The sequence below is a fragment of the Dyella terrae genome, from assembly GCF_022394535.1.
Lineage (GTDB): Bacteria > Pseudomonadota > Gammaproteobacteria > Xanthomonadales > Rhodanobacteraceae > Dyella.
Map to the genome: position 1 here is coordinate 1,081,544 of NZ_CP089414.1, position 25,585 is coordinate 1,107,128.

At 64.8% G+C, this 25,585-nt stretch carries 11 protein-coding genes and 2 pseudogenes; 10 read left to right on the top strand and 3 right to left on the bottom strand.

The window, feature by feature from the left end:
* Window positions 1-36: 36 nt before the first annotated feature.
* On the bottom strand, window positions 37-2,280 hold the full coding sequence (locus tag DYST_RS04455) for a TonB-dependent receptor (RefSeq protein WP_239950349.1): 2,244 nt from the start codon (window positions 2,278-2,280) through the stop codon (window positions 37-39).
* A gap of 531 nt (window positions 2,281-2,811) precedes the next feature.
* Between DYST_RS04455 and tviB the strand changes: the two genes are divergently transcribed.
* The 5 genes from tviB to DYST_RS04480 all read left to right on the top strand — a co-directional run bounded on the left by tviB (window position 2,812) and on the right by DYST_RS04480 (window position 9,430).
* Window positions 2,812-4,089 (top strand): Vi polysaccharide biosynthesis UDP-N-acetylglucosamine C-6 dehydrogenase TviB, encoded by a 1,278-nt coding sequence (gene tviB / locus DYST_RS04460; RefSeq protein WP_102302730.1) that lies wholly within the window; start codon window positions 2,812-2,814, stop codon window positions 4,087-4,089.
* An 11-nt stretch (window positions 4,090-4,100) separates the two neighbouring features.
* Entirely contained in the window at window positions 4,101-5,111 is a 1,011-nt protein-coding gene (locus DYST_RS04465) for an NAD-dependent epimerase (RefSeq protein WP_239950351.1), read from the top strand.
* Between the two features lie 102 nt (window positions 5,112-5,213).
* Window positions 5,214-6,875 carry a GMC oxidoreductase gene (locus tag DYST_RS04470; RefSeq protein ID WP_102302635.1) on the top strand — a complete coding sequence of 554 codons (1,662 nt, stop codon included), beginning with the start codon at window positions 5,214-5,216 and terminating at the stop codon, window positions 6,873-6,875.
* A gap of 26 nt (window positions 6,876-6,901) precedes the next feature.
* Window positions 6,902-7,645: a 4'-phosphopantetheinyl transferase family protein gene (locus DYST_RS04475; RefSeq protein ID WP_239950354.1), complete on the top strand. Its 744-nt coding sequence runs from the start codon at window positions 6,902-6,904 to the stop codon at window positions 7,643-7,645.
* A gap of 384 nt (window positions 7,646-8,029) precedes the next feature.
* Complete coding sequence (locus DYST_RS04480; protein WP_233202371.1) at window positions 8,030-9,430, top strand: TIGR03013 family XrtA/PEP-CTERM system glycosyltransferase; 1,401 nt, start codon at window positions 8,030-8,032, stop codon at window positions 9,428-9,430.
* A gap of 104 nt (window positions 9,431-9,534) precedes the next feature.
* Here the strand turns inward: DYST_RS04480 and DYST_RS04485 are convergent, their stop codons facing one another.
* On the bottom strand, window positions 9,535-9,861 hold the full coding sequence (locus DYST_RS04485) for a hypothetical protein (RefSeq protein WP_239950355.1): 327 nt from the start codon (window positions 9,859-9,861) through the stop codon (window positions 9,535-9,537).
* Between the two features lie 291 nt (window positions 9,862-10,152).
* A pseudogene (locus tag DYST_RS24275) lies at window positions 10,153-10,263 on the bottom strand (hypothetical protein); the annotation flags it as partial.
* Between the two features lie 163 nt (window positions 10,264-10,426).
* Here DYST_RS24275 and DYST_RS04495 point away from each other — a divergent pair.
* From DYST_RS04495 to DYST_RS04510, 5 genes and pseudogenes are all read left to right on the top strand, one after another.
* Window positions 10,427-11,272, top strand: a complete 846-nt coding sequence (locus DYST_RS04495) for a hypothetical protein (RefSeq protein WP_239950359.1) — start codon at window positions 10,427-10,429, stop codon at window positions 11,270-11,272.
* A 389-nt stretch (window positions 11,273-11,661) separates the two neighbouring features.
* Window positions 11,662-11,796: a hypothetical protein gene (locus DYST_RS23940; protein WP_255409213.1), complete on the top strand. Its 135-nt coding sequence runs from the start codon at window positions 11,662-11,664 to the stop codon at window positions 11,794-11,796.
* Window positions 11,797-12,308: 512 nt separating this feature from the next.
* A pseudogene (locus tag DYST_RS23945) lies at window positions 12,309-13,007 on the top strand (AMP-binding protein); the annotation flags it as partial.
* A 91-nt stretch (window positions 13,008-13,098) separates the two neighbouring features.
* Window positions 13,099-19,098 carry a type I polyketide synthase gene (locus tag DYST_RS23950; protein ID WP_275666927.1) on the top strand — a complete coding sequence of 2,000 codons (6,000 nt, stop codon included), beginning with the start codon at window positions 13,099-13,101 and terminating at the stop codon, window positions 19,096-19,098.
* Entirely contained in the window at window positions 19,095-25,541 is a 6,447-nt protein-coding gene (locus tag DYST_RS04510) for a non-ribosomal peptide synthetase (protein WP_239950360.1), read from the top strand. Before DYST_RS23950 ends, DYST_RS04510 begins: the two co-directional genes overlap by 4 nt.
* The last annotated feature ends 44 nt before the right edge of the window (window positions 25,542-25,585 follow it).

Below are 25,585 nucleotides of genomic sequence, written 5' to 3' on the forward strand. Positions count from 1 at the left end.
CCCTTCTGTAGGGCACGGCCGAGGCTCACGACCGTATCAGAAACTGATGTTAGCCGTGAGAATGCCCGCCCGTCCCGGGGCGACCGATGCGTAGTGGGACGCGTAGGCCTTGTCGAAGTAGTAACGGTTCGCAAGGTTCTGCACGTTGAGCTGCAGCGACAAATGAGAGTTCACGACGTAGGACACCATGGCGTCGAACCGCGTATACGACGGCACCCATTTGGTGTTGGCCGTGTTGCCGAACACCTTGTCCTGGTAATACGCGCCACCGCCCACCGTCCACTGCGAGGTGATGGCGTAGGTGGTCCACAGGGTGAAACTATTCTTCGGCGTATTGGGGAACACATTTCCCTGGCTGGCCGCATCGCCCGGCCCGGTCTTCACCAGTTCGCTGTCGAGGTAGGTATAGCCGCCATAGACATTCCAGCGGTCGGTGACCTGACCACTGAAGCCCAGCTCCACACCATCCACGCGCTGCTCACCCGCATTGATCTGCGGACTACCGCGCCCACCCATCGCCACACGGGCATTGGTCTTTTCGCTGCGGAACACGGCTGCTGTCAGCGACAGGCGCTGGTCCAACACGTCCCACTTGCTGCCCAGCTCGATATTGCGGCTGCTTTCGGGCTTGAGGTCCTGGTTGGTCAGCGCGATGCCATCCGCGCCGTCGCCTGCATCCACACCCGGCGGATTGGACGAGGTGCCCCACGTCACGTAGACGCTGCCATTGACGGCCGGCTTGTAGACCACACCCAACTGGTAGTTCCAGAAGTTGGAGTCATTGCTGACCCGGCTCACCGCGCTGGTGGTCGTCGTCGTTGTGGTGGAGCGCGTGCTGAAGCTATCGAAGCGTACGCCGCCATTGACCGACCATTGCGGATTGAACGCCACCGTGTCGAAGGCCCATGCCGAACGCGTGTCGGTAACGATGCGCGTGGGGTTCTGTCCGCCGACGATCGCACCGTTGAACGGATCGTGCGGGGTCGGATCCTGCGCGCTGGTACACCAATAGTTGGACCGCGCACCGATGCCGTACTTGCTGCTGCAAGCGCCGTTGACGATGGAACCGGTGTTGTGGGTGTCGCTGGCATTCTTCGCCGGATCGACCAGATAGCTGGTGCGCTGCGTCTTCTCGCTGCTCAGCTCGATGCCCGCAGCAAGGCTGTGCTTGAGCGACCCGGTTTCGAACTCGCCCGTCAGGTCGATCTGGTTGGTGATGTTGGTCGTGTTGCTGTCGCGGTTGTTGTTGCGGCGCCACACGCCGCCGTTCACCAGGAAGTTGCCCTGGCTGTCATCCGGCTGGGTCCAGATGTAGTCGTTGGTGGAGCGCGCATAAACCGTGGTGTTGCGCAGCAGCCAGCCATCGCCGAAATCGTGCCTGACCAGAATGCTGCCAATGTCGTTGGACTGCTTCTGGTAGTCGCGATCCAGCCAGCCGTAGTACGTGCCGCGCGCCACCGAGTACGGGCGACCATCGCCGTTGAGGCGGGCGTACGGGCTCGTGGCGGCAAACGGGTTGTTGTAGGGAATGCCGCTGTCCGGCGTGTCATCACTCTGCAGGTGGTAATAGCTGAGCGTGACGTTGGTCGGCGAGTGCAGGCCAAAGGTCACCGACGGGGCGATGCCCCAGCGCGACATATCGGGCCCGTTGCGGCCGGCCACATCATTGCTGTGTCCCATCACGTTGAGGCGAACGGCCGAGTCCGCGCCCACCATCTGGTTCCAGTCGACCGTGCCGCGGTAATAGCTGTCGGTACCGACACCCGCCGTAGCGCGCACGAAGTTCTCCGCCTTGGGCGCCTTGGTGACCAGATTGATGCTGCCGCCGACGCCACCACGCCCGGTGTAGGCCGAGCTCGGGCCCTTCATCACTTCGACCTGCTCGATGTCGAAGATTTCGCGGGACTGCGAGCCAGAGCTGCGCACGCCGTCGATGAACACCGAGCTTTCGGAGTCGAAGCCGCGGATGATCGGGCGATCGCCGTTCGGGTTACCACCTTCGCCCGCGCCGAACGTGATGCCGGGCACTTGGCGCAGCACGTCCAGCAGCGAGGTCGCTGCCGTCTGCTGGATGATCTGCTGCGGCACCACGGTGACCGAGCGCGGCGTATCCAGCAGCGGCGCCGTGAACTTGGGCGAGGTGGCATTCACTACGGTAGAACGCACCTTGATGCTGTCCAGGTTCTGCGCGTCCTGTGGATCGGCAACCGATTCAGCTGGGGCATCGCCGGTAGCCATGGCAGAAGTCGATACCAGCGCCAGGCCAAGGGCACTGGCCATCAGGCGAATCGGCGGGTTGGCCGAAGAAGAGACAAACGTCTTGGGGGGTCATGCTCGATCCTTCGCGCAGGCGAACACCGGCCGCCCAGATTCAGGGCAGCCGCTCGCCGTCGGGTTGAGGGGAAAGGTGGGAGCGTGAGGGTCATGCCCTACACGTTTCGCATGAACTTACGGTAACAATATTGAGAATGATTCGCAATATCTTCCGTCACCACACTCGCCGCCCCTGCGCACCCACCCCTGCCGCGCTCACCGAACGTCCGGTCGCGCTAGAACACATGCGTCAGTCGAGGATCGCCCAGGCGCACCACCTCACATCTACGCATACGCCATCCGGCAAGCATCCTCTGGCCTAGCGGAAAACCGATGCGACCCTGTTAGCCTTGCGCCGCCTGCACGAGCGCGCGCGCCCTTCACGGGCTTGCACGCTATGCATTCATCGGGGGCATGTACGTTCGTACGGCGTTGGGCGATCCATCGGATACCCTGCGGGTCGAATTCACGCCTCCCACCCGACAGCGGAAGAACGGCATGCAGAACCTGGAAGACACCAAGCTCGCCATCATTGGACTCGGCTACGTCGGCCTGCCGCTGGCCGTCGAATTCGGCAAGCACTACGACACCGTCGGCTTCGACATCAACCAGCGGCGCATCGACGAACTCAGCAGCGGCATCGATCACACGCTCGAAGTCAACAACGAAGAGCTGGCGGAAGCCAAACGACTGCGCTTCGCCTCGCAACTGTCGGAACTGGCCGACCGCAACGTCTACATCGTCACCGTGCCCACGCCGATCGACTCGGCCAAGCGCCCCGACCTCACCCCGTTGATTCGCGCCAGCGAAACCCTGGCCAAGGTGCTCAAGCGCGGCGACACCGTGGTTTACGAATCAACGGTGTATCCCGGTTGCACGGAGGAAGTGTGCGTTCCCCTGCTTGAGAAAGGCTCGGGCCTGGTGTTCAACCGCGACTTCTTCGCCGGCTACAGCCCGGAACGCATCAATCCCGGTGACAAGCAGCATCGCGTTACCAGCATCCTCAAGGTCACCTCCGGCTCCACGCCCGAGGCGGCCGATTTCGTGGATCGCCTCTACGGCTCGATCATCACCGCTGGCACGCACAGGGCGAGCTCGCTGAAAGTGGCCGAAGCCGCCAAGGTCATCGAGAACACGCAGCGCGATCTCAACATCGCCCTGGTCAACGACCTCTCCATCCTGTTCAACAAGCTCGGCATCGACACGCTTGAGGTACTGCAGGCTGCTGGCACGAAATGGAACTTCCTGCCCTTCCGGCCGGGCCTGGTGGGCGGCCACTGCATCAGCGTGGACCCGTATTACCTCACCCATAAGGCACAGGAGGTCGGCCACCATCCTGATGTCATCCTGGCCGGCCGCCGCACCAACGACGGCATGGGGCCCTACGTGGCCAGCGAAGTGATTCGCCTGATGGTGCGCAAGGGTATCAACCCGGTGCGCGCGCGTGTGCTGATTCTTGGCCTGGCCTTCAAGGAAAACTGTCCTGACCTGCGCAACACGCGCGTGGTCGATATCGTGCAGGCGCTACGCGGCTACAACGCCCAGGTCGACGTGCACGACCCATGGGTCAATGCAGCCGAAGCCGAACACGAATATGCGCTTACGCCCATCGAAACCCCCAGCCACGGCGACTACGACGCGGTGATCATCGCCGTGGGCCATCGCCAATTCACCGCATGGGGGGCCGAAGGCATCCGCGCGTTCGGCAAAGGATCGTCCGTGATTTACGACGTCAAATATGTGTTGCCGCGCGAAGCGGTCGACGGTCGTCTCTAAGGGGTTGCGTCATGAAAGTGTTGGTTACGGGTACGGCAGGCTTTATCGGTTCGCACGTTGCGCAGCGTCTGCTCGAGCGCGGCGACGAAGTGGTAGGCCTGGATAACCTCAGCGATTACTACGACGTCACCCTGAAGAAGGCGCGACTGGCGCGTTTTGCAGACAATCCTGGCTACACGCATATCCAGGCTGACCTGGCCGATCGCGCCGCCGTGGAACAAGCGTTTGCCGAGCACCGCCCGCAACGCGTGGTCCACCTGGCCGCCCAGGCGGGCGTGCGCTATGCCGCGCAGAATCCGCACGTCTACACCAGCAGCAACGTCACCGGCTTTTTGCACATACTGGAAGGCTGCCGCCACAACGGCGTGGAGCATCTCGTATTCGCCTCCACCAGCTCGGTGTACGGCGCAAATACGGCCATGCCCTTCTCCGAACATAAGTCGGCTGAGCATCCGCTCACGCTCTACGCCGCCACCAAGAAGGCGAACGAGCAGATGGCGCACAGCTACGCGCATCTGTACGGCATTCCCTGTACGGGCCTTCGCTTCTTCACCGTGTACGGTCCGTGGGGTCGCCCGGACATGGCCTTGTTCCTGTTCACCCGCGCCATCCTTGCGGGCGAACCGATTCGCGTCTTCAACCATGGCAAGCACAAGCGCAGCTTCACCTATGTCGACGACATCGTCGAAGGCGTGATTCGCACACTGGACAAAGTGCCGCCCATCGACGAACGCTGGGACAGCAATCAGCCGGACCCGGCCAGCAGCGGCGTCGCGCCGTACCGCCTGTTCAACATCGGCAACGAGCGGCCCGTGGAATTGCTGAAGTACATCGAAGTGCTCGAAGCATGCCTCGGCCGAAAGGCCATTATGGAGATGCTTCCGCTGCAACCCGGCGACGTGCCAGACACCGAAGCGGATGTAACGGACCTGATACAGGCCGTTGGCTATAGGCCGCAGGTGTCGGTAGAAACAGGCATCGCCAACTTTGTACGCTGGTACAAGGAGTACTACCGCGTGTGATCGACTAAGGCGAACACCAGTCCGGAACGACTGAGCGTAACGCCAAGGACCTGATCCACGATCAACAGAGCAGTAAACGACGTGGATCCGTAGGGGGTTGGTGTGATCATCGACTACTTGAATGGTGCGCATCCGAAGGATGTGGAAGCCGACCTGTGCATCGTCGGCGCGGGTGCCGCCGGCATTGCCATCGCGCACAGCTTTATCGGCACATCGGTACAAGTGTGCCTACTCGAAAGCGGCGGACTCGGTGGCGAGGACCGCAGCCAGGCACTTTGCGAAGGCAGCTCGTCCGGCCATGTGGAATTCGATCCGGGCACATCGCGCATGCGCGTGTTCGGTGGCAGTTGCAATCTGTGGGGTGGCGGCTGCATCCCGCTGAGCAGCGACGACCTCAAGCCACGCGACTGGGTGCCGCACAGCGGCTGGCCGATCAGCTATGCCGAGCTGGAGCCTTACTACGCGCGTGCACGCTCGTTCTGCCAATTGGGTGACATCACCTTCACCGAGGGCACGTTCACCGAGCCCACCGCGCGCACCGTGCTTCCGTTCGATGACGACAAGCTCATCAACCCGCTGTTCGCACGCTGCAGCATCCTGTTTGGCGATGCCTACCGCGACACGCTCGATCGCGCACCCAACATCAAGGTGCTGCTGCACGCCAACCTGCTCGAACTGATGCCCTCCGCCGATGGCGTGCATGTCCAAGAAGCCGTCATCGGCTCGTTGGGCGGTCAGCGCGGACACGTACGGGCGCGGCACTACGTGCTGGCTTCCGGCGGTATCGAGAATGCACGCTTGCTGTTGCTGTCCAACTCCGTCGTGCAGGAAGGCCTGGGCAATCAGCGCGACGTCGTCGGTCGGTATTTCATGGACCACCCCAGCGGTACGCTGGGCACGCTGACGGCCGACGAGTCGCACCGCGTCACGCGTCCTTATGAGCGCCTGCGTGGCAAGAACGCACCTTCGTCGTTTCCAGAGATCGCATTGTCTCCGGCCTACCAGCGTTCGCAACGCGTACTCAACGGGCGCGTCCATCCCTTTGGCGTGGAAGGCCCACTTCCGCGCGGCATCCGCGCACTGCGCGAACTGCGCACCGCCATGCGCAAAACGGTGCAGGACGAAAACGCGCTGCTGGAAGCGCGCCTTTCCGAAGCGCTGCGCAACGCGCCGCCCGGAGAAGTCATCACCGCACCGTCCAGCCTCGGGCTCACCGCGCTGAAACTCGGCCTGGGCGTCGGCGACATCGCCAAGGCCTTCGTCCACAAGCTCACCGACCGACCAGCGGTACGCAATAGTCATGTCGAGCTGGTCGGCTATTTCGAGCAGGCGCCCAATCCGGAAAGCCGCATCACGCTGAGCAACGACACCGATGTGCTCGGGCAGCGCAAGGTTTGCGTGGACTGGCGCCTTACATCGCTGGATCACCACACCTATCGCCGTTCCGCCACGCTATTCGGTAACGAACTCGCCCGCTCGTGCAACGGACATTTTGCCCTGGCCCCATGGCTGGCCGACGCGGGTCGTGCGGAACCTGACATCCACGGCACCGCCCACCACATCGGCACAACGCGCATGTCCGACAACCCCGGCCAAGGCGTGGTGGATCGCGACTGCAAGGTGCATGGCATGGACAATCTGCATGTCGCCGGCAGCTCGGTCTTTCCCACCGGGGGCTGGGCGTTCCCCACCTTCACCATCGTCGCCCTCAGCCTGCGCCTTGCCGATGAACTGCGCGTCCTGCTGATGAGCGGCTTTTTGTAGTGCGAGGCAAAGGAATGCACGCTGCGATGCTCCCGAAGACGACGTTTTCCCGCTTCACACACCGTGTAGCCGCCGCGCTGCGCGCCTGCCGGTTCGCCCCACCCGCCGCAGGCGAAGCGCGCGTCATCGTCTTCGACAGCGCGCCGTGGTGGCCGCTGCGCGAGGACGCGGCGAGCCTGCTTTCGACCTATGAAGCCGGCCGCGCAGCGCGCTTCCGCCACGCGCTGGACCACGACACCTACACCATCGCCCACGCCTTCTGGCGCGTCGCATTGGGCGCGGCGCTGAATTCTGATCCAGCCGCCGTGGAGCTGGTCCGCTCGGCACACGGCCAGCCCCTGCTTCCGGACAGCGGCCTTTGCACCAGCCTTAGCCATAGCGGCACGATGGTCGCAGTGGCGATCGCCCGTGGTGCCGCTATCGGCGTGGATATCGAAGGGTTTCCTTCGCGCACGCCATTGCACGACCTCACCGGCGCACTATGCACACCCCAGGAAGCCGCAGCGATGTCGGAACTGGACGGCGAAGCGCGTAGCCGCGCACTGCTCGACCTGTGGACGCGCAAGGAAGCCCTGTTGAAGGCTTTCGGCGTAGGCCTGCGCGTACCGCCGTCCACCATCGAGGCACACCTCGACGGCCTGATCGATCCACCCGACGAAGCGAAGGACGCTCCGTCCTGCCGCCTGTTCTCACTATCGATGCCGGTGGGCTGGCTGGGATCTCTCGCCATCACCGGCGACATCGAGCACTACTCGCTGCATCACCTCTAAGAGCTTCTCCACGATTCCCGCTTAGCTCATCCCCCTCACCGTCATTCCGGCGCAGGCCGGAATCCAGTGGCCGCCACGCTAGGTTTTCGCGAAGTAATTCGAGGAATGCCGCTGACCGTCGAGCACGATCAACGCAGTCGCCACTGGATTCCGCCCTGCGCCGGAATGACGGTGAGGAATGAAAGACGCTCAAGCTAGATTGGAAACGGGCTCTGATTCATACGGCCGCGCGCCTCCGCGAAGCTTCCGCATGTAACACCCCTGAGACAGCCGAACAGGCTGTGCCATCGGTAAACCGTTAGTTGCATCGACATGCATGAAGGCGCCGCGATAGCCTCGTTTCAGTCACCGGACGTGGCTGCCAAGGGGAAGTAGGGGGATCGGATGCTTCGTTTTCTACGTCGACAATCCATGCGTTGGCTGGTGCTTCTCGGCTTTTGCGAGCTCGTGCTCCTGGCCCTGTCGCTGACGCTTGCCACTTATCTTCGCTACGCCTACAACCCCGATGAACTCGCCGAGTTCACCGTGCATCTGCCGCAGCGCTCGCTGGTGTTCGCCGTCATCATCCTGATGGGCATGATGGCCCTGGGTCAGTACCAGGCGCACATCCGCATGACGCGCTTTGGGCTGGTGGCACGCCAGTTTGTGGCCTTCGTGCTGGGCGGCGTCCTGCTGGTCGTCGGCTACTACATCGTGCCCCAGGCCTATGTCGGCCGCGGCGTACTCGCTATCGCGCTGGCGCTGGGTTTCATCCTGGTGCTTGGCCTGCGCATGCTGTTTCTGCACCTGGTGGAAGTGGAGGCGTTGAAGCGCCGCGTGCTGATCCTTGGCGCTGGCAGCCGCGCAGCGCAGATCCACAACCAAATGCGCCGACGCACCGATCGCCGTGGTTTCTGCGTGGTGGGCTACATGCCGCGCGCCAACGAAACGATTGCCGTGCCCGAGGATCACCTCATCCGTACCCACATGCCCCTGCATGTCTTCGTGCAGCGCGAGCAGATCGACGAAGTCGTGGTCGGTGTGGACGACCGTCGCGGCCACCTGCCGATGGACGACCTGCTCGAATGCCGCCAACTGGGCATCACTATCACCGATCTCACGTCGTTCTTTGAACGCGAGTCCGGCCGCCTGCAGCTGACCATTCTCGATCCCTCGTGGCTAGTGTTCTCCGGCGGTTTCAACACCACGCCCCTGCGCCAATTGAGCAAGCGCTGTTTCGACCTCGGCGCTGCCACCCTGCTCCTGCTGCTTTGCTGGCCGCTTATGCTGCTGGAAATATTGGCCATCCGCATCGAGTCCGGCGCGGGTCAGCCCGTTCTCTATCGCCAGGAGCGCGTCGGCGCACACGGGCGCACCTTCCTCCTGATGAAGTTCCGCAGCATGCGCACCGACGCAGAGCGCGATGGCGTGGCCCGCTGGGCAGCCAAGAACGATGACCGCGTCACCCGTGTCGGCCGCATCAGCCGCAAGCTGCGCATCGATGAATTGCCGCAACTATGGAACGTACTGAAAGGCGACATGAGCATCGTCGGGCCGCGCCCCGAGCGGCCGCAATTCGTGGCCGATCTCGCCACCCAGATCCGTTACTACAGCCTGCGCCATTGCTTGAAGCCCGGCCTCGCCGGCTGGGCACAACTCAGCTACCCCTACGGCGCCACCGTCGAGGAGGCCGCGGAGAAGCTCAAGTACGACTTGTTCTATGTAAAGAACCACAACCTGCTGCTCGATATGCTCATCCTGATCCAGACCGTGGAAGTAGTGCTGTTCGGCCGTGGAGCGCGGTGAGAAACGCTGACTGCACCGGCCGCCGGGTGGCGGAAGCTCGCGACGCGATCTGACCTACCGCAGATCTCCCGCGACAGCCGCCTGGCGACCCGTGCAGTCAGTCTTCAATGAGCTGTCAGACCCGTATCCGTACGCAACGGTCGCAATGGCGAGCTATGCCATTCAACGACTTCATCGTGGTCGAAACGGACCCACGACGGCCCGTACTCCCATAGGTCACCATGCACGGCGACTGGCTCACCTTCCAGCGTGCGCACATCGTCCGTGGACATGCCGACATGCAATACAGCATCTGTCGCCACCGACTCGTGCGAGACGCCGACGGCATCCACCTGAGTGGGAACATCTTCATCGGCACTATCGGACGTGTTCTGCAGCGAGGTTTCATGCACCGTCCATCCCAGCACGGCGAGCGCAGCAATGACTAGCAAGGCGACGAGCTTTCCGCGTGAACGCGACCTTGCAGGAGGCGGTGCCTCATGCGGCACCGTGTTGTGGGAAACATGGCTGCGCCGGGAGGCAAACGGATCGGCGGCCTCATGGATGGCACCGGGCCGCCCAACGGATACGGTCGGCCCACTGGCGGGCGCCGTACGCGGCGCTCCAGGCAACCGGCCATGCCGACGATGAAATTCCATCGCAGCGCCATACTGCGCGGTGAGCCGCTGCAGCCGCGCCGCCGCGCGTGGATCAACGGGGCGCCCCTGATGACGATCGGGATGCAAGGCGGCGACATGCCTGCGATAAGCCTGTTTAAGCTCGGCCAAGTCACAACCGGGGTCTATGCCCAGGCGGCGATACAAATCGAGAAAATCGGTTTCGTGCGTCACCACCGTCCCCCAACCATGGCGTCGAACCGTCGTCCCACAAGGACTTGCCGCCGAACATTCGCCAGTATTTCTACATCGTTTGGCCGTCCATTCAATGCACTTGGCGAGCTTGACACGACATAAACCGAATCACAATATCGTTCCAATACGACAGGAGAATGCGCATATGCAAGCCGGTTTCTCCTCGTTCCATACCTACCCTCGCAGCCGCCGAGCTGCCTTGCTCATGCTACTCCTCGCCTTCGCCCTGCCCGCGGCCGCCGACGACGCCATGCCGGTCATGCAAATAGCACCCACGCTCGGTGCGCACACCATGCTCACCCAGTCCGAAAGCGACGGCAGCTCACCCGCCGTCACCGCAGGGATACACACACAAGAGGAAGGCAGCTCGTTCCTGGTGCTGGTGGCAGGCCACGCCGACAACGACGCCATCCCCACCGACAGCTATGCCAATACCTGGAAGCGCATCGGCGATCCGGTGACCTACGACGGCTACGACGGTCGCTTCAACGCCAGTGCCTACCTCGCCATCGGCGCACACGGCGGCAAGCACCACACCGTACAAGTCGTGAAAGCCGGGTCGCCCAATGGCGAAATCACCATACCTTTCGTCGAGATCCTCCACGCCGGCAAATTGCAGGACGTCGCCCAGAACTACCCAACGCCCAGCGTGCCGGCCCGCGCGGCCAACAAGCTGACGCGCGCCTGGCAAGGCATAGTGGGCAGCCCGGATACCACCAACAGCCTGCTGACCAGTGGCACGGTAACAACGACCGGCCCCGCCACACTGGTCGCCGTTTGGCTGGGCGATGCCTACATCTACTCGATGACCGCGGTTCCCAGCGAAGGCTTCAAGGTCATCGACAGCTATCTGCACCTGCCGCCGAACAGCGGCGTGCAAGGCGCCGTCGCCGTTCGGCAGGTGGATGCCGCAGGCACCTATTCCGTTACCTGGAGCGGTACGCCGGCACAGGGGGCCATCCTCTGGCTGTTCGCTTTCCAGGCGCCATAAGGCGCATCAACGCCACACCTGTTACATCCCTGTATCACTTTTCACCCCAGCCATCGCCGGGCTTTCTTTTGTCGCGGCAACCGTTGCCACGACACCACGCCAACGCTACCCCTAACAGCCTATTCCGTCGGCGCTGTCGCATCTGATTCGTCGCGAGCTTCTGCTGCTTTGGGCGTATTCACACCCATGCGCGCGAGACGGAGACTAACCCTGTTCCGATGTATCACCGGGTTAGCAGAAACGCCCATCGGAATGCAGCTCTGGGGGACGGCGCCACCGACGCGCGATCGGCTCGCCATCGGCCCACGCCGCAGGAACAGCGACACTCGCCACGAGATGAATGCGATGTCGCTGCGATGCGAACCACGCTTGTGCAGGGGGAAGAAGCCATGAACGCCGATACCGGCCGGCTGATGAAGGTGGATAGCGACGCTTTCGATCCTCGCCCACGACAGGCGATGCGATACCCGGCCGCCGGCCCGTTGCTGGAACCCGACGACCCGGCCCGCGCCGCGGTCTGTTGAACGATCGCGCAACGCGCCGCGCATGGTGAACGCCCATGAATCATCCCAACATCCCATCCACGTCAGCCGCCAGCACGGAGCTGTCCTTGCTCGACGTGTTGAGCCGTCAGACGTCGGCGCCGACCGAGAATCCGCGCGCACAGCGGACCGTCGCCATCGACTCGACCGTGATCGACGCTATCGACGCGCGGGCAGCGCGCCTGGATGTTTCGCCCGTACAGCTTCGCCGCGCCGCACTTGCCTTGGTGGATTCGCGCCTTACGGGACAAGCGGAGATCGCGCTGGCTACGCAGTCCGGCAATGTGTCCCACACCATCCCGATGGAAAGTGGCGTCGACGCATGGCTGCTCATGCACACCGTGCCCACTCCCGCTGACGAACGCAGCCCGAGCGCCATTGGCGCGTGGAACGACGACGCCCTGCCGACGGTATCGCTTCCGATCCGGTGGTCCCTCCTGCCGGGAGGCGTTCATGTGCAGATCGACTACGACACCGGTGTGTTCGATGAAGCCATGGTGCTCACGCTCGCCCGTGCCCTGTCGAACGTACTGCGTTCGCTTGCACATGAAGACGCCATCGAGTCCGTATCGGCGCTCGATAGCGAAACCTTCGAATGCCTGCTGTCCACATGGAACGATACAACCGTACCGCGCAACATCGCGGATACCGTGCATGGCCTTTTCGGCGATGCGGCAGCCCGCCTAAGCGACGCCACCGCGCTCGACGGCCCGCTCGGCAAGCTCAGCTATCGCGAGCTGGATAAACGCAGCGAACGCGTCGCCACAGGCCTGATCCTGGCAGGCGTCACGCCGGGCTCGACAGTCGGGCTGCTGCTGGATCGCACGCCTGAAGCCATCGTCGCCATTCTCGGCATCCTCAAGGCGGGCGCGGCCTATCTCCCGCTGGATCGTACGAATCCGCCAGAACGACTCGCTTTCGTTCTCGGAGATGCGCAAGCCGCGCTGCTGATTGCCCCTATCGGCACGGAGCCGCTGCCGGGCGTCGTTGCCCCGATGCGGAATATCGCCTCGCTGATCGACACCACCGGCACCGCCACCCTGCCCGCACTCGACGGCGACGCACTCGCCTATGTGATGTACACCTCTGGCTCCACCGGCACGCCCAAGGGCGTGGAGATCCGCCACCGCTCGATCATTCGGCTGGTGCGTGACATCCACTACGTCGACTTTGGCGACGCTCCTCGCGTGCTGCATGCCGCTCCGCTCGGTTTCGACGCTGCCACGCTCGAAATCTGGGCCCCCCCTGCTCAACAACGGCATCTGCATCGTCCACGACGAACGCGTGCCCAGCGGCGGTGGGCTGGCCAGCACCATTCGCCAGCACGACGCGCGCATCGCCTGGCTCACGGCAGCCCTGTTCAACGCCATCGTCGACGAAGACGGCACCCACTTGAGTGGTCTGGAACAGTTGCTCACCGGTGGCGAAGCACTGTCCGTCCCGCATGTCCGCAAGGCCCAGTCGCTACTGCCGACCACCACGCTGATCAACGGCTACGGTCCCACCGAGTGCACCACCTTCGCCACGACCTTCCGCATACCGGCAAGCCTGGATGCGACGGCACGCTCCATTCCGATTGGCCGCCCTATCGCCGACACCACGCTGTACGTCGTGAACGCCCGCGGCCAACTGGTACCGCCTGGCGTCATCGGCGAGCTGTACATCGGCGGCGAAGGCGTCGCACGCGGCTACATGGCGCGCGAGGAACTCAGCGCCGCGCGCTTCGTCGCCGATCCGTTCGCCGGTAGCGGCAAGCTCTATCGCACCGGCGACCTGGTGCGCTGGCTGCCGGAAGGCATCATCGATTTCATCGGCCGCATCGACGGACAGGTGAAGATCCGCGGCTATCGCATCGAGATCGGCGAGATTGAAGCCTCGCTGCAAAACCTGCCCGGCGTGCGTGCGAGCGCTGTGCTGGCGCGCGAAGACCAGCCTGGCCAGAAGCGCCTGGTGGCCTACTTCGTCGCTGAAGATGCCGCCGTCACGGCACGCACGCTGCGCGCAGCGCTTGCGAAGACGTTGCCCGAGTACATGGTGCCTGTCGCGTATGTGCGTATGCACAGCATGCCAGTGACCACCAACGGCAAACTGGACCGCCGCGCCCTGCCCGCACCCGGCCGTGGCCGCCCGGAACTCGCCGACCGCTACGTGCCGCCGTCCGGCGAGCTGGAGCAACGGTTATGCGCACTGTTCTCCGACGTGCTGGAGATCGATCAGGTGGGCCGCCTGGATCACTTCTTCGACCTTGGCGGTAATTCGCTGCTCGCCGTCCGCCTGATGGAACGCGTGCATGCCGACATGTCCGCGACACCCACCATCCCTGCCTTCTTTGCTGACCCGACGCCCGCCGCGCTAGCCGCGCTGATCGAAGGGCGCGGCGCGCGCTCCGCCCTTGCCTCGCGCCTGTCGCGCGGACGCCAGGGCGACGCCAACGAGCCCATCGCCATCGTCGCGGCGGCAGGACGCTTCCCCGGCGCGGCCGACGTGGAAACCTTCTGGTCCCATCTGTGCGAAGGGCGCGAATCCATCACACACTTCAGCGCAGAGGAACTCGACGCATCCATCCCTGCCTCCCTGCGCAACGATCCTGCCTACGTGGCCGCGCGCGGCATCGTCGATGGCGTGGAAGATTTCGATGCCGCGTTCTTCGGTATCTCGCCGCGCGAAGCGGAGCTGATGGATCCGCAGCAGCGCATCTTTCTTGAACTGTGCTGGGAATGCCTGGAGCGCGGCGGCTATACGCCGGACCGCAACGACGTGCCGGTCGGCGTGTTCGGCGGCATGTACCACGCCACCTACTTCCAGCATCACCTGACGCATCGCCCGGACCTGATCGACAAGCTCGGCGCATTCCAGGTGTCGCTGGCCAACGAAAAGGATTTCTTCGCCACCCGCGTGGCGCACAAACTCAACCTCACTGGCCCGGCGGTCAACGTCAGCACCGCCTGCTCTACGTCGCTGGTTGCCATTTGCCAGGCCGTGGCCGCGCTGCGCGCCGGGCAATGCGAGATGGCTATCGCCGGTGGCGTATCCATCACCTGCCCGCCACGCAGTGGTTACATCGCGCAGGAAGGCTCCATGCTGTCGCCCGATGGCCATACGCGCACCTTCGACGCACAAGCGCAGGGCACGGTATTCAGCGATGGCGCAGCGGTCGTGCTGCTCAAGCGCTGGCCGGATGCGCAACGCGACGGCGACGACGTGCTCGCCCTGATCCGCGGCGTAGCGGTGAACAACGACGGCGGCGGCAAGGCCAGCTTTACCGCACCCAGCAGCGAAGGTCAGGCGGCCGTCATTGCGATGGCCCTGGCCGACGCCGGCGTGGACGCGCGCTCCATCTCCTACGTGGAAGCCCACGGCACCGCCACGCCACTGGGCGACCCCATCGAAATCGAAGGCCTGACCACCGCGTTCCGCCAGCACACGGACGATTGCGGTTACTGCGCCATCGGCTCGGTCAAGAGCAACGTCGGGCACACCGTCATCGCGGCGGGTGCCACTGGCGTGATCAAGACGGCACTGTCACTGCACGAACGGCTGCTGCCGCCCTCGCTGCACGTGCAGACCACCAATCCCAAGATCGATTTCGCCGGCTCACCGTTCGTGGTCAACGACACGTTGCGCGCATGGCCAACGAGCGAGCAACCGCTGCGCGCAGGCGTCAGCTCGTTCGGTGTAGGCGGCACTAACGCCCACGTGATCATGGAAGCGGCCCCGGCGACGACTCCGTCAGATGCGGCACAAGGACCGCAACTGCTGTTCCTTTCCGGCCGTACGCCATCGGCTGTCGCGGCATCCGCCGCGCGCCTGGCCAGCCACCTGGTAACCAAACCCGATGCCAATCTCGCCGACGTCGGCAGCACACTGTTGCACGGCCGCAAAGCTTTTGCGCATCGCGCATGCGTGGTTGCCACGACGACCGATGAAGCCGTGGCCCGCCTGAATGATCTGTCCGCCGCCAACGTGCGCGAAGCGACCAAGCCAGCACCCGAGGTGGTCTTCCTGTTCCCCGGCCAGGGTTCGCAATATGCAGGCATGGGCAAGGCGCTGTATGCCAGCGAGCCCACCTTCCGCGCCGCTATCGACGATTGCGCCGAGGCACTGCGCAACGAACTGGGCTTCGACCTGCGCGAACGCCTGTTCGACGGCGATGCCGCCGCCCTACGTGAAACCTCGTTGACCCAGCCGGCCACCTTCGCCATCGAATACGCGCTGGCAAAGCTGTGGCTTTCCATGGATATCACGCCAGTCGCGATGATCGGCCACAGCGTCGGCGAGTTCGTCGCCGCCGTCATCGCCGGCGTCATGAGCCTGACGGACGGCGCGCACCTCATCGCCCGTCGCGGCCGCCTGATGCAATCGATGCCCGCGGGCTCCATGCTCTCCGTACGACTCGGCGCCGATGCACTGCGCGCACGTCTTCCGACGTCGCTGCACCTGGCCGCGGAGAACAGTCCCAACGCCAGCGTGGTCAGTGGCGAAACCACCGACGTCGAAGCCTTCCGCCTGCAACTGGAAGCGGAAGGCGTGGCCTGCCGCCTGTTGCAGACCTCGCACGCGTTCCACTCCGCCATGATGGATCCGGTGCTCGAACCGTTCCGCGCCGAAGTGGCGCGCATCGCGCTTTCGGCACCGGCTCTACCGATCATTTCCACCCTCACCGGCGAGCTGCTCGACGCTGCCGACGCCACCTCGCCCGACTACTGGACGCGCCACCTGCGCGGCACGGTGCGCTTCTCGCCAGCGCTGCTCACGCAGATGGGTGAACAGCCGCGCGTATTCCTCGAAGTCGGCCCCCGCAACGCGCTGACCACGCTCGCACGCCAGCACACGCAAAGCCGCAAGCACCAGGTAGTGTCCAGCATCGCGGATGCGGAACTGGCAGAGCGCACCGCCTGGGTCGCCGCCATGGGCGAGCTGTGGTGCGCGGGCCTGCCCGTCGCCGTGTGCTCGCTCGATCGCCGCGCCAATCGCCGCCGCGTGCGCCTGCCCACCTACCCGTTCGAGCGCAAGCGCTACTGGGTGGAAGCCGCAGCACCGGCCGCCGCCACGCCCATCGCCACCACACCCATTCCCTTGGTGGACAACGTCGTGCCGTTGTTCGCCTCTTCGCCTGCCTCTGTTGTGGAGCCTCCCATGGATGTCAACGTCTCCGGCGCCCATGCCGGCTCGCCCCGTCACGCCCGCCTGCTCGCCCAGCTCACCGAGCTATTCGAAGACGTTTCGGGTGCCGAGCTGGAAGGCGTCGAGCCCACGGCCGGCTTCGTCGAGCTGGGGCTGGATTCGCTATCGCTCACTCAGGTCGCGCTGCAGTTGCAGAAGACCTTCGCGCTGAAGATCACCTTCCGCGAACTGATGGAGTCGTTTTCCTCATTCGAGCGCCTCGCCATGCATATCGATCAGATGCTGCCGCCGGATGCTGCCACGCCCGCTCCGGCCAACCCGGTTCTTCCCGCCGCATCCGGCGCGTCGGTGGCTCCCGCCGCCATCGCCGCGCCGGTCATGCAGATTGCCGCCAGCGGCAACGCTGTGCAGGACCTTATCCAGCAACAGATGCTGATCATGCAGCAGCAACTGGCGTTGCTCGCCGGTGCAAGCATGGCCGTGGCACCCGCCGCGCCCGCACCCGTGCAAGCCATCGCTGTGGCACCCGCGCCGGCTGCACCCGCCGCCCCGGTCGCTAGCGCAGTCGCTCAGCCGCCCGCGCAGGATGAAGAAGCGACGCTCGCCCACACCACCTATGACGTGAAAAAGGCCTTCGGGGCCATTGCCCGCATCCACTCCACCCAGACGGACCTGACCGATCGCCAGCATGCGCGCCTGGATGCTTTCATGCGTCGCTACATCGACCGCACGCGGGCCTCCAAGGAATACACGCAGCGTCATCGCGACCATCTGGCCGATCCGCGCGTGGTGAACGGCTTCCGTCCGCTGCTCAAGGAAATGATCTACCAGATCGTGGTGAACCGTTCGAAAGGCTCCAAGGTGTGGGATCTGGACGGCAACGAATACGTCGACGCACTCAACGGCTTCGGCATGAACCTGTTCGGCTGGCAGCCGGACTTCGTGCTCGACGCCGTACGCCGCCAGCTCGATGCCGGCTACGAAATCGGCCCGCAGCACCCACTGGCCGGCGAAGTGGCCGAGCAGGTGTGCGAGCTCACCGGCTTCGATCGCGCCGCGCTGTGCAACACCGGTTCGGAAGCGGTGATGGGCACCATCCGCATCGCCCGTACCGTCACCGGTCGCGACACGCTGGTGATCTTCACCGGTTCGTACCACGGCATCTTCGATGAAGTCATCGTGCGCGGCACCAAGAAGCTGCGCTCAGTGCCAGCCGCGCCGGGCATCCTGCGCAACACCTCCGACAACGTGCTGGTGCTGGAATACGGCACACCCGAAACGCTGCAGATCATCCGCGAACGCGCATCCACTATTGCCGCCGTACTGGTCGAACCGGTGCAGAGCCGCCGCCCGGATTTCCAACCGCGCGACTTCCTCAAGGAGCTGCGCGCCATTACCGCCGACGCCGGCGCGTTGCTGATCTTCGACGAAGTGGTCACCGGCTTCCGCTCGCATCCGCGCGGCGCGCAACAGGTGCTGGGCATCGATGCCGACCTGGCGTCCTACGGCAAGGTGGTGGGCGGCGGCTTCCCCATCGGCGTGATCGCCGGCAAGCGCCGCTACATGGACGCGCTGGACGGTGGCGGCTGGCAGTACGGCGATGCCTCCATCCCGACCGTCGGCGTCACCTATTTCGCCGGTACGTTCGTGCGCCATCCGTTGGCACTGGCTGCCGCGCATGCCGTGCTCAACCACCTCAAACAGAATGGTGCCGCACTGCAGGAGCGCTTGAACGCGCGCACCAGCCTGCTGATGGACGAACTCAACGCCTTCTGCGCCAGCGTCGGTGCGCCCATCCAACTGGTGCATTTCGCGTCGGTGTGGAAGACCAACTTCACCGAAGACCATCCGCTGCAGGACCTGCTGTTCGCCATGATCCGCAGCCGCGGCATCCATCTGTTGGACAACTTCCCCTGCTTCTTCACTACCGCGCACAGTGAGCAGGACTTCCAGGCCATCGCCAAGGCCTACAAAGATTCCGTGCTCGAAATGCAGGAAGCCGAATTCCTGCCGCGCAACAAGAATGTGGAAGCACTGGCCATCGATGCCAATCGCCCACCCGTGGTCGGCGCGCGGCTGGGCAAGGATCACGAAGGCAACCCAGCCTGGTTCGTGCCCAACCCCGACATGCCGGGCAAATACATGAGGGTGAATGCATGAACCCGCATGAATCCGCGCAGGCAACCGACGCCAGCCCGATCGCCGTCGACTACGACCCGTTCGCCGGTGCGGCGCTGGCTCGCGTAGTACCCGCCACCGCGCCGCAACGCGAAGTGTGGCTGGCCTCCACGTTGGAGCCCGAGGCTTCGCTCGCCTACAACGAATCGGTGTCACTGCGCCTGCACGGCGATCTCGACGTAGAGGCCCTGCAGACAGCACTACGGCAACTGCCGGAGCGCCACGAAGCGCTGCGCGCCACCTTCGCCAATGATGGCGGCGAGCTATGCATTGCTGCGGAACTGGACCTGCCTTGCCCGCTGCGCGAACTCTCGTGGCTGGGGCCCGACGAGCAACAGGCCGAGATCGAAGCCACGCTCGCGCGCGTGGTCAGCGAACCGTTCAACCTGGACACCGGCCCACTGGTGCGCGCCGAATTGCTGCGTCTGTCATCGCAAGAACACCTGCTGGTGTTCACCGCGCACCACATCGTGTGCGATGGCTGGTCGTTCGGCGTGATCGTGCGCGACCTTGCAGCCCTCTATGCGCAGCAGATCGGCAAGGGTGAGGAATTGCCGCCCGCCGACGTGTTCGCCGACTACGCACTCGCTGAGGCGGATCACACACAGAGCGCCGCCGGCAAGGACGACGAAGCCTACTGGCTCGCCCGCTTCGCCAACGCCACGCCCTCGCTGGACCTGCCCACCGATCATCCACGCCCGCGCCAGCGCAGCTTCCATTCGCGCCGCGAAGACCTGTCGCTCGACGGCGCGCTTGTCGCCGATATCAAGCGCATGGGTGCGCAGCGCGGCGCGAGCCTGTACGCAACCTTGCTCGCCGGTTTCGGCCTGTTACTGCAACGGCTCAGCGGGCAGGACGACGTGGTCATCGGCATCCCCTCGGCCGGACAAGCCGCAGGCGGCCACCAGGATTTGGTGGGTCACTGCGTCAACGTGCTGCCGCTGCGCGTGATGCTCGATACGACCGCGCCGTTCGAGGACAGCCTCAAGCAAGTGCGCGGCGACCTGCTCGATGCTTTCGACCATCAGCAGTACACGCTAGGCAGCCTGCTTGCGCGCTTGGCCCTGCCGCGCGACCCGAGCCGGCTGCCGCTGGCTGGCGTCCTGTTCAATCTGGATCAGGCGCTGGACGAGCGTACCGTCAGCTTCCCCGGACTCTCTTTCGAATTCGCCGGCAACCCGCGCGCGTTCGAGAACTTCGAGTTGTTCGTCAACGCCGTGCAGTTGCCGAACGGCATCCGCCTGGAATGCCAGTACAACAGCGACCTGTTCGAAACCGCCACCATCCAGGCGTGGCTGGACGCCTATGCCACCTTGCTGCGGCACGCCACAGCGGCGCCTCAGGCGGCCGGCAGCGCGCTCGGGCTTGCTTCGCCATCGGCGCTCGCAGCCCTGACAGCGTTGCAGCCGTCGCGCACAGCGTATCCCGCGGAACGACTGGCGCACGAATACGTCGAACAGCAGGCTGATCGCGTCCCCACCCGCGCCGCCATCGCAGGCGATGCACCACTGAGCTACGCCGAACTGGACGCCCGCGCCAATCGCATCGCCCACCTGTTGCGCGGGCGCGGCGTGCAGCGGGGCCAGTTGGTCGGCCTGTCACTCAGCCGCAGCGCGGACATGATCGCCGCGCTGCTGGCGGTGCTGAAATCCGGCGCTGGCTACGTGCCGCTCGACCCCGGCTTTCCGGCGGAACGCCTCGCCTTCATGGCGCAGGACGCCTCGCTCGCCGCGCTTATCGTCGACGATGAAGCATCGGCCATCTTTGATTTCCCGGCAGCGAATGTGCTCTCGCTCAAGCGCGACGCAGCGCTCATCGACGCAGCGAGCGCAGAGCGCCTGCCGCGTGACGAAGGCTCCGCCACGCCGGAATCCGTCGCCTACGTGATCTATACCTCCGGCTCGACCGGTAAGCCCAAAGGCGTGCGGGTGCCGCACCGCGCGACATCCAACTTCATCAGCAGCATGCAACGGGAACCCGGCATCCGCGAGGATGACCGCCTGGTCGCGGTGACCACGTTGTCCTTCGACATTGCCTTCCTCGAGCTGATGTTGCCGCTCAGCGTGGGTGCGGCCATCGTGCTGGCCGACCACGATCATGTACGCGACGGCAGCGCGCTGCGCGAGCTGGTGGAACGCAGCGGCGCCACGATCATGCAGGCAACGCCGGCCGGTTGGCGGGTACTGCTGGAATCGGGCTGGGCGGGGCACGCAGGCTTCAAGGCGATTGCAGGCGGCGAGCCGCTGCCGTTGGATCTGGCTGAAGCCTTGCTGGCGCGTTGCGGCGAACTGTGGAACGCCTATGGCCCCACCGAAACCACCGTGTGGTCCACGCTGTGGCGCGCATACGACCCGCGTGCAGGCATCACCATCGGCCAGCCCATCGCCAACACCACCGTCCATGTGCTCGACGAGCACGGCGCGCCCTGTCCGCTGGGCATGCCGGGCGAAATCTACATTGGCGGCGACGGCGTGACGCTAGGCTATCTCGACCGCCCGGAACTCAATGCGGAACGCTTCCTGCCCGATCCGTTCTCCGGCGAGTCCGATGCGCGCATGTATCGCACCGGTGATCGTGGTCGCTGGCTGGCCAAGGGCGAGCTGGAACACCTCGGTCGCCTTGATTTCCAGGTGAAGATCCGCGGCTATCGCATCGAGCTGGGTGAAATCGAAACCGCGCTGGCCGATCTGCCGGAAGTCGCCCGTGCCGTGGTGATGGCGCGTGAGGACCGCCCCGGCGACGTGCGTCTGGTCGCCTATGTGGTGGCCGCCGAAGGCGCGGACCTGGAAACAGTCGATCTGTGCCCGCCCCTGCGCCAACGCCTGCCCGACTACATGGTGCCGCAGCACTTCGTGGCGATGCCGGCTATTCCCCTGCTTCCCAATGGCAAAATCGACCGCAAGTCGCTTCCCGCACCTACGCAACCCACCGCCGAAGCGCGCCGCGACCGCCTTATGCCCCGCACCGACACCGAGCGCCGCGTGGCTACCGCGATGGAAGCCGTGCTCGCCCTGCCGGAGCTGGACGTACGCGACAACTTCTTCGCGCTGGGCGGCCACTCGCTGCTTGCCGCACAACTCACCGCACGCTTGAATCGGGAGTTCGGCATCACGCTGTCCTTCCGCACACTGTTCGACGCACCGACCATCGAAGGACTCGCCCAGACCATCGACGGCTATCGCGCACCGGATACGGCCACGCCATCGGCGGACATCCCGCGCCTCGCGAATCGCGACGTAGCACCGCTGTCCTCGATGCAGCAACGCCTGTGGTACCTGGAACAACTGCACCCCGGCCGCGTGGTCTACAACACGCCCTCCGCGCATCGTCTGCGCGGTCCCATGAATGTAGCGGCGTTCCGTCAGGCCTTGCGCGACGTGGTGCAACGCCAGCCAGCCCTGCGCACTTCCATCGAAACCGGCGAGAACGGCGGGCTGCAGCGGATTCATGCCGGACTCCTGCCCGAGTTGGTGCTGGAAGACCTTTCCACACTGCCTGCCGAGACGCGCCTGGACGTGCTGAAACAGACGCTCGACGCCGACATCGCCCAGCCGTTCGACCTTGCGCAGCCGCCGCTGTATCGCGCGCGCTTGTTCCGGCTGGACGACAACGACCATGTGTTCTTCTTCATGGCCCACCACATCGTGTGGGATGGCTGGTCATTCGACCTCTTGTACGAGGATCTGTCGCGCGCCTATGTCTCGCGCTGCGCTGGCGACGGCGCCAGCCTCCCGCCATTGCCGATCGAATACGCCGACTTCTCCGCATGGCATCGCGACTGGATGCGCACCGACACCGTGCAGAAACAACTCGCGCACTGGCTCAAAACACTAGACGGCGCGCTGGAACCGCTCGAACTTCCCACCGACCGCCAACGCCCTGCGCGCATGTCGGGCGCCGGCGCCACCGAATGGGTCCGCATCCCCGTGGAGCGCGCCGCCGCCGTGCATGCCCTGGCGCAACGCGAAGAAGCCACGTCATTCATGGTGCTGCTGGCGACGTACTACGTGCTTCTGCATCGCCTGAGCGGCCAGCGCGACCTGATCGTCGGCACGCCGGTCCGTGGTCGCGACCGCGTGGAGACCGAAAGCATCATGGGTCTGTTCGTGAACGCGCTGCCGCTGCGCGTAACGGTCGATCCCGAGGCCCCGTTCCGCGACGTGCTGAAACAGGTGCGACAGGTAGTGCTTGATGCGTTCGCGCATCCCGACGTACCGTTCGAGCAACTGGTGTTCTCGCTGGGACTGGCGCGCGACGAAAGCCGACCGCCGATCTCCCAGGCGATGTTCTCCTTCCAGGATGCACGCCGTCGCATCGTGTCCTGGGGCGAGCTGTCGCATGAGCATCTGCCCGTATTCCAGCGCGGCGCCGCGGACGACATCGGCCTGTGGTTCCTCGAACAGGAACAAGGCTTGCTGGGTGGCATCACGTATAACGCCGACATCTTCGACCCGGCAACGGCAGCGCGCTTCCGTGATTGCTACGAGAGCCTGCTCGCCTCCGCGCTGGCCGATCCTGGCCAGACTGTCGCGCGCCTGGATCTGTTGCCGGAGCACGAAAGCGCCCTGCTTGCCGAGTGGAACCAGACCTCGCTGAACGTCCCCGACGCCCGTCTCCACCAGCTGTTCGAGCAGCAATGCGACAAGGCACCGGAACGCGCGGCCATCCATTGCCGTGACGTCACATTGAGCTACCGCGAACTGGATGCGCGCGCCAACCGCATTGCGCATGCCCTGCGCGAACGCGGCGCGGCGCACGGCGCACTGGTCGGTGTATCCCTCACGCGCAGCCTCGACATGCTCGCCACCGTGCTGGCCGTGCTCAAGACCGGCGCAGGTTACGTACCGCTGGACCCGGACTTCCCCGCCGACCGCCTGTCCTATATGGCGCAGGATGCCCAGCTCGCTGTACTGGTCACCGAGTCGGCCATCGCTGCGCGTATCGATGACAACGGCGGCGCACGACTGCTGCTGGACGAAGCCGCCGCCGAGATCGCATCCCGGCCCGGTACGCGCCTGCCGACGAATGCCACGCTCGACGGTGAATCCGTTGCATACGTGATCTACACCTCGGGCTCCACCGGACGCCCCAAGGGTGTCGCCATTCCGCACCGCGCGGTGGTGAACTTCCTGGCCGGCATGGCGGAGCGCCCAGGTTTGCATGCGAACGAACGCCTGCTTGCCGTCACCACGCTGTCCTTCGACATCGCCGTGCTGGAACTGTTCGGCCCACTCAGCGTCGGCGGCGAAGTACTGCTCGCCACACGCGAGGAGTCGATGGACGGCGATGCCCTGTGCCAACTACTGGACGCACACGCCGCCACCATGATGCAGGCCACGCCCGTCACCTGGCGCCTGCTGCTGCAAACGCCCTGGCAGCCGGCAGCTGGTTTCCGTGCACTGTGCGGTGGCGAGCCGCTGTCCGCCGATCTGGCGCAACAGTTACTCGCACGCGGTGCCGAACTGTGGAACATGTACGGCCCCACCGAAACCACGGTGTGGTCCACCTGCTGGCGCGTCGAGCAGCCTGAGCGCGGCATCTCCATCGGGACGCCCATCGCCAATACCACCATCCACGTTCTCGACGAATACGGCCAGCATTGCCCCATCGGCGTACCCGGTGAACTGTGCATCGGCGGCGACGGTGTGGCGCTCGGCTACCTGCATCGCGAGGAACTGACCGCCGAACGTTTTCCGGCCGATCCCTTTGCACCCGGCAAGCACTTCTATCGCACCGGCGACCGTGCACGCTGGCTGGCGAACGGCACACTGGAACACCTCGGCCGCCTCGACTTCCAAGTAAAGCTGCGCGGCTACCGCATCGAGCCCGGCGAGATCGAAGCCGTCGCGCGCATGGAACCCAGCGTGCTCGATTGCGTCGTGGTGGTACGCGAGATCGCCCCCAATGACGAACGCCTCGTGCTGTATGCCGTGTGCACGGAAGACGAAGAACTCGTTTGGCCAAAGCTGCGCGCACAGTTGGCAGCCCGTCTACCCGCCTATATGCAGCCGCAACATTTGGTGCGCCTGTCCGCGCTGCCACGCACGCCGAACGGCAAGACCGACCGCAAGGCGCTGCCGCCACCTGTCCTCAACACCACGCTGACGACTGATGACGCCGAACCGGGCGTAAGCGCCAGCGACGACCCGCGCGAACGCTACCTCGGCGAAGTCTGGTGCAAGCTGGTGGGCGCGGACGACGTGCGGGCCAGCGACAACTTCTTCGACATCGGCGGCCATTCGCTGCTCGCGATCGAAATGGTCACGCTGGTGCGCAAGGAAACCGGGGTAAAGCTCAACCTGCTCGACGTCGCGACCAGCCCGCTGGCCTCACTGGCGGCGGCCCTGCCGGAAGGCGACCTGACGGAACCGCAAAAGAGCGCCTCGCTGGGCGGACGCTTGCGGCAACTGTTCGGCCGACGGTGAACGCGCGTGACCACAGGGGGCGGGACATGACGACAATGGCGACA